Below are 11,046 nucleotides of genomic sequence, written 5' to 3' on the forward strand. Positions count from 1 at the left end.
CGTGTCCCGGCTCGATCTGGCCACAAGCTATTTATGCGTACATCGGCAGGTCCGAGCGCACCGTTGCCGCGCTCAGAAGTTCCACTCCTCGGCCCGTTGCTCGGCTTCCTCACGAGCCTGCTTGCGGATGGCCTCGATCTTCTCTTCGTCTTCGAGGAAAGCCACGACGGCGCCGGCGTCCCGGTCGGTATCCTCGGCCCGCCAGTCGGGGGCAGCCCTGCGCGTCCGCTCGGCCAGCGCGGGGTCACCGGCCAGCCGGTCCGCCGGGGCGTCCGGCGGGACCCGCAACTCCTCGGCGGCGTGAACGTCCTCCAGCACCTCGGCGTCGAGTTCGTACAGTTCCAGCCGGTAGGGGCCGGCGACCGCGATGTCCGCCAGGGCCGCCGGGCCCGCGGCGTCGGTGCCGGTGTGGTAGGCGACGACCGGCACACCGGCCTCGAACGTGAGTACACCCACTCCCTCGCCGTCGAGCAACAGCGCGTCCTGTGACTCCAGGCGAGCGTAGCCCGTGAGTTCGGCGTCGAGCGCGTTCGCGAGCGGCGTCCCGGGGTCGGCCACGACCCGCTGGCGGACGAGCCGTCCCTGCGGGAGCTTCATGGCTGTTCGGGAACGACCGCGTTCCGGAAGCGGTCGGCGACCGCCCCCGAATCGCGTTCGCGGACCTCCAGTGCCGCCGCCGCCTCCCGGTAGGCTGCCGCAGGCTCGGAGTCCGGTGCGTGCGCGAGCAGCGGCTCGCCGGCCCGCCTGGCCGCCCGGACGACCTCCCGCTCCGGGACCGTCGCCAGCGTCTCCCCCTCGAAGTACCGCTCGGCCCGCTCGCTGACCGCCTCGATGTTGGCGTCGTCGGTCACGCGGTTGAAGAGCAGCCCCGCAACTCCAGTCTCGTAGGTGTGGGCGTACTCCTGGGCTTTGAGCCCGTCCGACAGCGAGGGGATCGTGGGCTGGAGCACCACCACGACCCGGTCGGCGAGCACCACCGGCAACACGCCCTGCCTGCTGCCCAGCGCGGCCGGCGCGTCCAGCAGGATGACGTCCGTGTCGGCGGCGAGGTCCGCGACGACCTCCCGGAGGCGTGTGGGGTCGCTGTCCCGAAAGCCCGCCAGCGACGTGCCACAGGGGACCACCCGCATCCCGAAGCGGTCGTAGGCGGCCTCCTCGACGGGCGCCTCGCCGGCGAGCACCTCGTGCAGCGTCGTCTCCACGTCGGCGAGCCCGGCGTGGAAGAGGACGTTCGCCATCCCCGTGTCGGCGTCGATGACGGTCACGTCGTACTCCTCGGCCAGGGCCATCCCCAGCGCGAGCGTGGTGGTGGTCTTGCCTGTCCCCCCCTTCCCGCTGGCGACGGCGAACGTCTCCACCATGGCGGCACCTGCCGCCCTTTCGTACAAAAACCCTCGGCTCGCTCCCGCTCCGGCGCAGCCAGGGGGGCCGGTGCCGGCAGCCACTCCCTGAAACTGTCTCACAAACATCACTCAGAAATGTGGATAGTTATTTATATCCACCTGATGACAGCAGTTGCTATGGTCGGTTCGGGGCTGTTTCACCTCCTGTTGCTCGCTGGCGCGGCCGCCGTGACGGGCGGGCTGGCGGGCTACGCCTGGCGCCACCGCGAGCAGCCGGGCGCGGTCCCGCTCTCGGCGGCGATGGTCGGCGTCACCTTCTGGGGTGTCACCGAGATGTTCGCCCTCTCCCAGACCTGGGGGCCGCACCTGTTCTGGGAACGGGTCCAGTGGCTCGCGATCGCCGTCGTCCCGGTGCTGTTTTTCCTCTTCATCGTCGACTTCACCGGGTACGACTCGGTGCTCTCCCGCCGGCTGCTCCCGCTGTATTTCGTGGTCCCGGCAGTCACCGTGGCCCTCGTCTGGACCAACCCGGCCCACGGGCTGATGTGGACCGACCCGTTCCACATCGCGGCCGGCGGGGTGGTGACACTCGACCAGACCTTCGGCCCCTGGTTCTGGGTCTACTTCGTCTACGCCTACTCGCTGCTCATCGTCGGGTTCCTGTTGCTGTTGCGGCTGGTCGCGGTGTCGGAGTACCTCTACTTCGACCAGAGCGTGCTGATCGTCGTCGGGCTCCTCGCACCGCTTGCGGGCAACGCCGCCAGGGTGTTCGGCCTGACGCCGCTGCCCGGACTCGACCTGACGCCCTACGGCTTCGCGGTGACGGGTGTCGCCTTCGGGAACGCCCTGTTCCGGTACCGACTCTTCGACCTGCTGCCCGCGACCCGACAGCTCGGCCGGCAGGCGGCCCTGGCGGCCCTCGACGACGGGGTCGTCATCGTCGACACCGACCGGGAGGTACTGTACATGAACGCCGCCGCGGGGGAGATCCTCGACCGTGACCCGACCGGGGCGCTGGGCGAGCCCGCCGACCGGCTCGTCGGGGACGAAGAGCTCGACCTCGCGGCGACCGACCGGCTGGCCGAACTCTCCGTGGACGGCCGGACCTACGAGGTCGAGACCGCGCCGGTCGCCGACCGGCGGGGCCGGGAGGTGGGGCACACCGTCCTCCTGTACGACGTGACCGAACGCAAGCGCCGCGAGCGGGAGCTGCGCGCCCAGCGCGACCGGTTCCAGCGCCTCGAGCGGATCAACACCGTCATCCGCGAGGTGAACCAGGCGCTCGTCGGGGCCACCACGGTCGACGAACTCGAGCGGGCGGTCGTCGAATCCCTCGCGACTCCGGGGCTGTACGACACGGTCTGGCTCAACACGACCGCCAGCGACGGCCCCCCGGTCAGGATGGTCGCCGACGACGACAGCGCCCGGACGGTCGAGGAGGGTGCCGAATTCGGGGAGCTCCCCCCGCCGCTCGTCGCCGACGACCCCGATGTCGCCGGGACCGACCTCCCGGCCGACCCCGCCGAGGCCGACGGCGGTGACTGGGCGACCGTCCCGGTGGTGTACGGCCGGACGGTCTACGGCGTGCTCGCGTTGCACAGCGACCGGGAGGCCGGCTTCGGCGAGCGGGAACTCTCCGTCCTGGACGAACTCGGCGAGACGGTCGGTCACGCGCTCAACGCCGTCGAGCACACCCGCCTGCTCGTCGCGGACACGCACGTGGAACTGGACTTCCGGTCGACCGACGGGGACGCCCTGCTGGTCGCGCTCGCCGGGGAGACCGGGGTCGAGTGGACTCTCGACGGCCTCGTCCCCGCCGACGACGGCGACCTCATCGCCTACCTCAGCACCGACGAGGGAGTCGACGCCGCGGCCGCCGTCTCCCATCCCGGCGTCGTCGACACCCGCCGGCTGGCAACCGACGGCGGGACGACGCTGGAGGTGACCGCGGCCGAGGGGATGCTCGCACACCCGCTGGTCGAGTTCGGCGCGAACGTCCGTACGGCGACCGCGGCCGACGGGAGCTGCCGGCTCGTCGCCGAGATATCGCCGGAGGCCAACGTCCGGGCGGTCGTCGAGCGGCTCCAGGAGGAGTTCCCGGAGACGGAGCTGCTGGCGAAACGCGAGGTCGAACCGACGGGGGAGGCCGCGCTGCCCGACGAGGCCGACCTGACCGACCGCCAGCGCGAGGCGTTAGAAGCCGCCTACCGCGCCGGCTACTTCGAGTGGCCCCGCGACTCCACCGCCGAGGAGGTCGCGGCGTCGCTGGACATCGCCTCCCCGACGCTGCACGGGCACCTCCGCAAGGCCGAGAACCGGCTGGTCGAAACTTTCTTCAACAACTGACGCCGCTCTTCCCGGGGACCGACCCCGGCGACGGGGCGTCGGGCGACTCCCCCGGGCCGCCCGGATGGCCGGCCGCCGGGACGCCCGCGCGGGTGTGTCGTCCCGCACGGGCAGTCGTCGGCCGCTCTCCCCCGTGTCGGGCGGGACGGTTCGGCTTCCCCCTTCCTGTCTGTCCCGCCACGATCGTGTATCCGCTGGACGGTCGTGAATCCGGTCGCTACGTATCTAGAGGCCGCCGCTCTCACGGGAGGACGGACGCTACGTACTTAGCGGCCAGCGCGGCCCGGGCACGACCCTCCGGCCGGTCAGTCCGTGACACCCGCGAACAGCGGCTCCAGCTCGTCGAACCCTGCCTCGTCGGCCGACCGAAGCGACAGCGGCGAGACGCTGACACGCCCCTCCAGCAGCGCGTGCCGGTCGGTCCCCCGGCCGTCGGGGATGTCGCCGGCAGCCATCCCGGCCCACAGCGGGTTGTGCAGCCGGAAGCTCCCGTCGGTCAGGTCCGCGTGCATGTCGTACTCCGGAGTGGCCCGGGTCACCGCCACCCCGGTGATGGCCTCGTCCGGCCCGGGAACGTTGACGTTCAGGTAGTCGGTGTGTGCGAAGGCGTCGCCCCCGACCGCGCGCTCGACGACCCGTCGTCCCACCCGGCAGGCCCGCTCGAAGTCCGGCACTGCGAGTTCCTCGCGGTCGTGTCCGAGCCCGTTCATCGAGACCGCGATACCGGGCACGCCCAGACAGGCCGCCTCTTCGGCCGCGCTCGCCGTCCCCGACCGCGGGAGGACGTGAACCCCGAGGTTCGCGCCGGGGTTACAGCCCGAGACCACCACGTCCGGCTCGAAGGTCCGCGCCCCGACGATCACGCAGTCACAGGGAGTCCCGTGGATGGCGTAGCCCAGGTCGTGTTCCTCGTAGGGGATGGTGACGGTGAACGGTTCCTCGTCGGCCTCGTCGATGCCGATGTCGCCCTCGTTGCCCTGGTCCGGTCCCATCCGACCATACGAGAGCCCGCGCCCCACCGCGCTCTGGTTGCGCGCCGGGGCGACGACCGTCACCTCGCCCAGCTCGGAGAGCGCGTCCGCGAGCGCCCTGATGCCCGGCGCGTCGATCCCGTCGTCGTTGGTCAGCAGGATGTCCATCTCTCCCCCCTGCAGACTGCGGTCGGCCGGCTCGCCGCTCCCATCGGTCGGTCGCGTCCGGTGTGGCTCATCGTCTCCGTTCTCGCCCCCGGGCTACGTGTCGTTTCCGGTCGCCACGTTCCGTCAGCTCCCGAGGTCTCGTGTGAGACCTGTAGCCACACCTGACCCCCGGGTCCCGTGATTTTTTACCGCTGGTCCGCGTCGGCCAGGGGTATGGCTGACTTACAGGTCGATGCCAGCATCAACGGACTGACAAAAGGTGTCGGCGAGACCGCCGAGCGGGCCGACGAGGTCGGGTTCGACTGCCTGTGGAACCCCGAGACCGAACACGACTCCTTCGCGCCGCTGCCGGTGGTCGCCGACCGGACCGAGGACATCGAGTTCGGCACCCGGATCGCGACCGCCTTCACCCGGAGCCCGATGGTGTTGGCCCAGCAGGCCTGGGACCTGCAGGCCTACAGCGACGGCCGCTTCATCCTCGGGCTCGGCACACAGGTCCGGGCACACAACGAGCGCCGCTTTTCGGTCGACTTCGAGTGGGAGTCGCCCGGCCCGCGCCTCCGTGAGGTCATCGAGTCGCTGCGCCACATCTGGGAGGCGTTCCAGGAGAACCGGGAGAGCCTCGACTACGAGGGGGAGTTCTACGACTTCTCGCTGTTGACGGACACGTTCAACCCCGGCCCCATCGACGACCCGGACATCCCCATCTACACCGCCGCGGTCAACGAGTACAACATCAGGATGGCCGGGGAGATCTGCGACGGGATCGCGCTGCACTCGTTCAACACGCCCTCCTACACCCGGGAGGTCGTCGCGCCGAAACTCCAGCAGGGCGCCGACCGCGCCGGCCGGTCGGTCGACGAGGTTAGCGTCTCCGCCAGCCCCTTCGTGGTCACCGGCCGCGACGAGGAAGAGCGCGAGCGCCAGCGCCAGGAGGTCCGCCAGCGGGTGGCCTTCTACGCCTCCACCCCGACCTACAAGGACGTCATGGCCCACCACGGCTGGGTCGACACCGGCCGCGAACTCCACGAACTCTCCAAGGAGGGCAAGTGGCAGGAGATGGCCGGGCTGGTCACCGACGAGATGATGGACGCGTTCGCCGTCGAGGCCCACCCCGACGAGCTCGCCGACGCGCTCGTCGAGACCTACGGCGACCTCGCCGACCGGGTCTCGCTCGCGCTCGACCTCGAGGACCCCGAGCTCGCCGAGCAGGTCCTCGACGGGTTCTAAACGTCCGACTGCTCCCCGGCACTCCCCGCCGGCCGGCCGAGAGCCTCGAAGACGGCGCCGAGGTCGGCGTGCTCGCCGACGAGCCGTGCCGCGCGGTCGTGCGGGGAGAGGGCCCCTCCCTCGGCCGCCGCTCCCGCGTCGGTCGGCCGCTCGACCCCCGCAGCGTCGAATACCCGGTCGAGAAACCCCTCCCGGGCGACCCCGTTGGCGAAGAGGTCGTGCACGTACGTCCCCAGCACCCGGTCGGTCGCAGCGCCCTCGCCCTCGAACGGCCGGGCCGCGTCGCCGGTCAGTTCCGTCCGACCGAGGTGGACCTCGTAGCCCGACACCTCGCCGGTCGCGCCCGCGAGCGGCTCCACCGGCCGGAGGTCGCGAGTGACCCGCCGGACCTCCTTCTCGGCCTCGAAACGCGTCTCGACCGGCAGGAGTCCGAGCCCCTCGACGGCCGCCTCGCGCCCGGACTCGACGCCCCTGTCGACGACCCGCTCGCCGAGCAGCTGGTAGCCGCCACAGAGCCCGACCACCGGGCCGTCGAAGGCTCGTATCCGCTCGGCCATCCCGGCCTCCCGGAGCGCACGCAGGTCCGCGACCGTATGTTTCGTCCCCGGGAGGACGACCGCGTCCGCCCCGTACTCCGCGGCCGCGCCGTCGACCGCGTCCCCGCCGGCGTCGAGCCGGCCGTCCAGCGGGAGGAAGGCGACCCGGACGCCGGGCTCGCGAGCCAGCGGGCCGAAGTCGGTGACATTCGATATCCGGGGCAGGCGGGGGACTGCGACGGTGACCGCGCGCTCCCCGGGCACGCCGTCGTCGGCACCGCGGACCGCCCGCTCGCCCGCGGCCGGGAGGGCGACGCTGTCCTCCTCGGGCAGCCCGGGGTCCTCGTAGGGGAGCACGCCCAGGACCGGAACACCAGTCCGCTCCTCGAGTTCCGCGACCCCGTCGGAGAGCAGCGTCCGGTCCCCGCGGAACTTCGTGACGAGGACGCCGACCACGCGCTCGCGGAGGGCTTCCGGCATCAGCTCCAGCGTGCCGTAGACGTGGGCGAAGACGCCGCCGCGCTCGATGTCCGCCACCAGCAGGATGTCGGCGTCGGCGAAGCGGGCGGTCTCGACGTTCGCGAGGTCTCGATGCTGGAGGTTGAGTTCGGCGATGGAGCCGGCGCCCTCCGCGACGATGACGTCGTGGCGGTCTGCGAGCCGGGCGTGGGCACGGCGGGCGACCCCGCGGGCTCGCTCCCAGCGCTCCCCGTAGTAGCTCCCGGCCTCGACGTGGCCGACGGCCTCGCCGTCGAGGACCAGTTGGGAGCGCCCGTCGCCGGTGGGCTTCAGGAGGACGGGGTTGTGGTCGGTCGTCGGCGCCACCCGGGCCGCGCGGGCCTGGACGTACTGGGAGACGCCGACCTCGCCGTCGCGGCTGCGGTCGCCGCTACCCGCCCGCGGGACCGCGCGGGCGTTGTTCGACATGTTCTGGGCCTTGAACGGGGCGACGTCGACCCCGCGGTCGGCGAGCAGGCGACAGAGCCCTGCCGCGACAGTGGATTTGCCGACGTGGCTGGCGGTGCCGGCGACGAGCAGGGTTCGCGTCATGCTATCCCGGCCGGCGCGCTGTGTCTGGCCCGGCGCTACGACCCCGGTACGGGAGCTTTATTCCGGTGTCGGCCCTCTCCCCGGTCGTGACGTCCGTCTCGGTCGTCATCGATGTCTGCCTGCTCGTCGTCGCGGTCATCGTCCTCTGGGTCGGCGCCCAGCGGTTCGTGGAGAGCGCCGCCCGGCTCGCCCGCCGGGTCGGGCTCTCCGAGCTCGTGGTCGGGCTGTCGGTCGTCGCGCTGGGGACCTCGGCCCCCGAGGCGGCCGTCACCGTCGACGCGGCCGTCACCGGCCGGCCGACCATCGCGCTCGCCAACGTCGTCGGCTCGAACGTCTTCAACCTCGGGCTGGTCCTGGGCGGGGTGGCGCTGTTTCGCCCCATCGTCGGGCGCCGGGCGCTGGTCCGCCGGGACGGGGTCGTCGCCATCCTGGCGACGGTCGGGCTCGTCGCGGTCGGGGGCAGCGGGACCGTGGGCCGCGCCGAGGGGGCGCTTCTCCTGGGCGCGTTTCTCGCGTATCTCGGCCTCCTCTTTCGCGGTGCCGACCGGACAGCGGTCCCGACCCCGGCCCCGGACCCCGGACCCCAGCGGCTGCCGGCCGCCGTCTGGGTGGTCGTCGGGCTGGCGCTTGTGGTCGGGGGTGCGAACCTCCTGGTCTCCTCCGCGGCCGACCTGGCCCGGCTGCTCGGGGCCTCCGAGTGGCTGGTCGGCGAGACGGTCGTCGCCGTCGGCACGTCGGCGCCCGAAGTCGCCGCGGCGGCTGCCGCCGCGCGCGAGGGGCTGGCGGACATCGCCGCGGGCAACCTCGTGGGGAGTTGCATCTTCAACGCCCTGGGGGTGCTCGGGCTGGCGGCGGTGCTCGTCCCGCTTCCCGTCGGCGGCGAGGCGTCGCTGGCCCTCCTCTGGCTGGTCGGCCTGACAGTCGTCGCGGTCGGGCTCCTGGCGACCGGACGGCGCATCTCGCGGGCCGAGGGTGGTGCGCTCGTGGCCGCAAACCTGGCGAAGTGGCTCATCGACCTCCTCTAGAATTCGGTCCCCTTCCGCGCGCCCTGGCCGGCCTCCATCGGGTGGACCTCCTTGTCGACGTTCGTCACCAGGTCCGCGACGTCCGTGGCGTACTCGGGGCGCTCGTGGCCGCCCGTCAGGACGAGTTCGAGGTCGGCGGGCTTGCCGTCGACCAGTCCCTGGACCTCCTCCTCGGCGATGAGCCCGCGGTTGGCGGCGTACAGCACCTCGTCGAGCACGAGCATGTGGAGGCCGTCCTCGGGTGGTCCGTCCAGCGCGAGGGGCTCGGTGAGGTCGGCCCGGGTCGAGGCCTCGAGCAGGTCCCGGGCCCGGGCCAGCGCCGCCTCGGCGCGGGCCTGGTGGGCCTCGTCGTCGGAGCCGTCGAGCATCCCGTGCCAGCCGTAGTGGCCGGCGTTCTCGTAGCTCATCCCCGGCAGGGCCGCGATGGCGTTGTACTCCCCGCGGGTGTCCTCGACGGTTCCCGTCCCGGCTTTCATGAACTGGAGGACGTGGACGCGGTAGCCGTGGCCGGCCGCCCGCATCCCCATCCCCAGCGCCGCTGTCGTCTTCCCCTTGCCCGTACCCCACCAGACCTGCACCAGACCGAACTCCTCGGGGGCCGCGGGCGCGATCGGCTGGGGGTCGACTGTGCGTGCCATACCAACTCACGTTGCGGTAGCTAAAAGACACTTTCGTCAGACGCGGAAGACGTCCGGCTCCGCCGCCGGCACCGCGCCGTGTTCGGCGCCGGCCACGGTGTCGGGGACCGACCCGCGCGCCGCCACCGCGGCCTCGACGGCCCGGCGCACGCAGGCCCGGGCCGCCCGCCCGACCGGAGTCGCGCTCCCCGCGAAGGGGGCCGGGTCGCCGCCGGGCTCACAGCCGACCGCGACCGCGTCCGTCGTGGTGCCGGTGAACCCGGTCGCAGCCTGGAGGGTCGCCGCTTTCGTCTCCACGACGGTCGCCAGAAGCGTCGCGAGCGTCCCGTCGGCCAGCGCCCGGTCGGTCCCGACCAGCAGGTTGACCGTCCCAGGGCCCGCGTCCGACTCGCGTGTGCGTTCCCCCGACGCTCCGCCGGCGGCCTCGCTGCCGGCCAGGGCGACGGGGTTCGAGAGCCCCGCGGTGGCGACCACGCAGACTCCCCCGGCTCGGGCCCCGCGGGCGTGGCGCATGTCCACGCCGGTCAGGAGTCCGGGGCCGGGCGCCTCGAAGCCGGCCGCCCGCCGGCGCTCGGCGGCGTAGGCCGCGGGGTCCTCGCGGTCGAACCCCTCCGGGACCGAGACGTTGTAGGCCGCGTCGGCCCGGCGGTAGCCACCTTCGGGTCCGGTGACAAGCCACCGCGCGCCCGGCGACCTGAGCCGGCAGACCTCCTCCCTGCGCTCGGCCTCAAACATCCAGCGCCTCCAGCAGCCGGTCGTTCTCCGCGGGCGTCCGGACGGCGACGCGGACGTGGCTGTCCAGGTCCCGGAACGTGCGGGCGTCCCGGACGGCGATCTCCGCGGCCTCCACCTCGCGCTGGATGGCCTCCACGTCCGGCACCGCGAGCAGGAGGAAGGGGGCATCGGAGGGGTGGACCTCGAACCGCGCCGAGAGGCGCTCGCGCATCCGGACGCGCTCCTCGCGGACGCGCTCGCGGGTCGCGGCGACGAACTCCCGCTGGCGCATGCAGTGGGCGCCGACGGCCGCCGCGGGCGTCCCCAGGGCCCACGTCGGCCGGGCGGTTCTCAGCCGGTCGCCGAGGTCGCCGGTCGCGACCGCGTAGCCCGCACGCAGCCCCGGCAGCCCGTACAGTTTGGTGAGCGAGCGGGCCACCACCACACCCTCCCGACCCGCAAGCGAGGGCCGGTCGGTGAACCCCAGGAAAGCCTCGTCGACGAGCGGAACCGTCCCCACCTCCCGGCAGCGGTCGGCGAACGCGCGGAGCCGCTCCGTGGCGTAGGCTTCGCCGGTGGGGTTGTTGGGGGTGCAGACGACCGCGAGCGCGTGGCCCTCGGGGTCGGCGTCGGGAAGTTTGTCGTGGGGGCGGAAGACGGGCTCGCCGCCCTGGAGGCGGACTTCGCGGGCGTACTCCGCGAAGGACGGTGCGGGGACGAGCGCGGTGTCGCCCGGGGAGACCGCGGCCGCCACCGCCAGCCGGATGGCCGCCAGCCCGCCCGGCGTCGGCACGACATCCCCGGGAGCACAGTCGACGGCCTCGGCGGCCGCGTGGCGGTACTCCGGGTAGCCGTCGTCGGGGTAGGAGCCGGCGGCGGCGAGCGCGCGCCCGTAGACGCGCTCGGTACCCTCTGGCACTCGGGGATTGGTGTTGGCGCTGAAATCCAGCAGCTCGGGGTCGTCGCGACTCCCGTGGTGGACGCCCGCCTCCAGGCGCGCGAGGGCCTCGCTGTCCATCGTCCGT

10 protein-coding genes are annotated in these 11,046 nt (G+C 72.8%); 3 read left to right on the plus strand and 7 right to left on the minus strand.

The genetic code is table 11. The features are described from left to right. Positions 1-72: 72 nt before the first annotated feature. A complete protein-coding gene (locus tag GN153_RS15630; protein WP_159904433.1) occupies positions 73-597 on the minus strand; it encodes a hypothetical protein in 525 nt (174 codons plus the stop codon). Next, entirely contained in the window at positions 594-1,361 is a 768-nt protein-coding gene (locus GN153_RS15635) for a nucleotide-binding protein (RefSeq protein ID WP_159904435.1), read from the minus strand. The genes GN153_RS15630 and GN153_RS15635 overlap by 4 nt, the downstream gene beginning before the upstream one ends. A gap of 144 nt (positions 1,362-1,505) precedes the next feature. Between GN153_RS15635 and GN153_RS15640 the strand changes: the two genes are divergently transcribed. After that, on the plus strand, positions 1,506-3,689 hold the full coding sequence (locus GN153_RS15640) for a histidine kinase N-terminal 7TM domain-containing protein (protein ID WP_159904437.1): 2,184 nt from the start codon (positions 1,506-1,508) through the stop codon (positions 3,687-3,689). Between the two features lie 305 nt (positions 3,690-3,994). Here the strand turns inward: GN153_RS15640 and surE are convergent, their stop codons facing one another. After that, positions 3,995-4,828, minus strand: a complete 834-nt coding sequence (gene surE, locus GN153_RS15645; protein WP_159904439.1) for a 5'/3'-nucleotidase SurE — start codon at positions 4,826-4,828, stop codon at positions 3,995-3,997. A 213-nt stretch (positions 4,829-5,041) separates the two neighbouring features. On the opposite strand from surE, the gene GN153_RS15650 reads away from it, so the two are divergent. Next, complete coding sequence (locus GN153_RS15650) at positions 5,042-6,058, plus strand: TIGR03617 family F420-dependent LLM class oxidoreductase (protein ID WP_159904441.1); 1,017 nt, start codon at positions 5,042-5,044, stop codon at positions 6,056-6,058. Here GN153_RS15650 and GN153_RS15655 read toward each other — a convergent pair. Further along, positions 6,055-7,644, minus strand: coding sequence for a cobyric acid synthase (locus GN153_RS15655; RefSeq protein ID WP_159904443.1), 1,590 nt, complete (start codon positions 7,642-7,644; stop codon positions 6,055-6,057). The genes GN153_RS15650 and GN153_RS15655 overlap by 4 nt on opposite strands. A gap of 86 nt (positions 7,645-7,730) precedes the next feature. Between GN153_RS15655 and GN153_RS15660 the strand changes: the two genes are divergently transcribed. Beyond that, complete coding sequence (locus GN153_RS15660; RefSeq protein WP_201287931.1) at positions 7,731-8,669, plus strand: sodium:calcium antiporter; 939 nt, start codon at positions 7,731-7,733, stop codon at positions 8,667-8,669. Here the strand turns inward: GN153_RS15660 and GN153_RS15665 are convergent. The 3 genes from GN153_RS15665 to GN153_RS15675 are packed head-to-tail and all read right to left on the minus strand — an operon-like array spanning position 8,666 to position 11,039. Continuing rightward, positions 8,666-9,307: a cob(I)yrinic acid a,c-diamide adenosyltransferase gene (locus GN153_RS15665; protein WP_159904445.1), complete on the minus strand. Its 642-nt coding sequence runs from the start codon at positions 9,305-9,307 to the stop codon at positions 8,666-8,668. The two genes, GN153_RS15660 and GN153_RS15665, sit on opposite strands and share 4 nt — an antisense overlap. Before the next feature lie 36 nt (positions 9,308-9,343). Then, positions 9,344-10,042 carry an adenosylcobinamide amidohydrolase gene (locus tag GN153_RS15670; RefSeq protein ID WP_159904447.1) on the minus strand — a complete coding sequence of 233 codons (699 nt, stop codon included), beginning with the start codon at positions 10,040-10,042 and terminating at the stop codon, positions 9,344-9,346. After that, positions 10,035-11,039 (minus strand): aminotransferase class I/II-fold pyridoxal phosphate-dependent enzyme, encoded by a 1,005-nt coding sequence (locus GN153_RS15675; protein ID WP_159904448.1) that lies wholly within the window; start codon positions 11,037-11,039, stop codon positions 10,035-10,037. Before GN153_RS15675 ends, GN153_RS15670 begins: the two co-directional genes overlap by 8 nt. Positions 11,040-11,046: the final 7 nt, after the last annotated feature.

Source organism: Salinirussus salinus, assembly GCF_009831455.1.
Taxonomy (GTDB): Archaea; Halobacteriota; Halobacteria; order Halobacteriales; family Haloarculaceae; genus Salinirussus; species Salinirussus salinus.

What these genes read in the sequence shown, in the direction of transcription:
- GN153_RS15635 (WP_159904435.1), bottom strand. Translation starts at nt 1,361, where the DNA reads ATGGTGGAGACGTTCGCCGTCGCCAGCGGGAAGGGGGGGACAGGCAAG.
- GN153_RS15630 (WP_159904433.1), bottom strand. Translation starts at nt 597, where the DNA reads ATGAAGCTCCCGCAGGGACGGCTCGTCCGCCAGCGGGTCGTGGCCGAC.
- GN153_RS15670 (WP_159904447.1), bottom strand. Translation starts at nt 10,042, where the DNA reads ATGTTTGAGGCCGAGCGCAGGGAGGAGGTCTGCCGGCTCAGGTCGCCG.
- GN153_RS15640 (WP_159904437.1), top strand. Translation starts at nt 1,506, where the DNA reads ATGACAGCAGTTGCTATGGTCGGTTCGGGGCTGTTTCACCTCCTGTTG.
- GN153_RS15650 (WP_159904441.1), top strand. Translation starts at nt 5,042, where the DNA reads ATGGCTGACTTACAGGTCGATGCCAGCATCAACGGACTGACAAAAGGT.
- GN153_RS15675 (WP_159904448.1), bottom strand. Translation starts at nt 11,039, where the DNA reads ATGGACAGCGAGGCCCTCGCGCGCCTGGAGGCGGGCGTCCACCACGGG.
- GN153_RS15655 (WP_159904443.1), bottom strand. Translation starts at nt 7,644, where the DNA reads ATGACGCGAACCCTGCTCGTCGCCGGCACCGCCAGCCACGTCGGCAAA.
- GN153_RS15665 (WP_159904445.1), bottom strand. Translation starts at nt 9,307, where the DNA reads ATGGCACGCACAGTCGACCCCCAGCCGATCGCGCCCGCGGCCCCCGAG.
- surE (WP_159904439.1), bottom strand. Translation starts at nt 4,828, where the DNA reads ATGGACATCCTGCTGACCAACGACGACGGGATCGACGCGCCGGGCATC.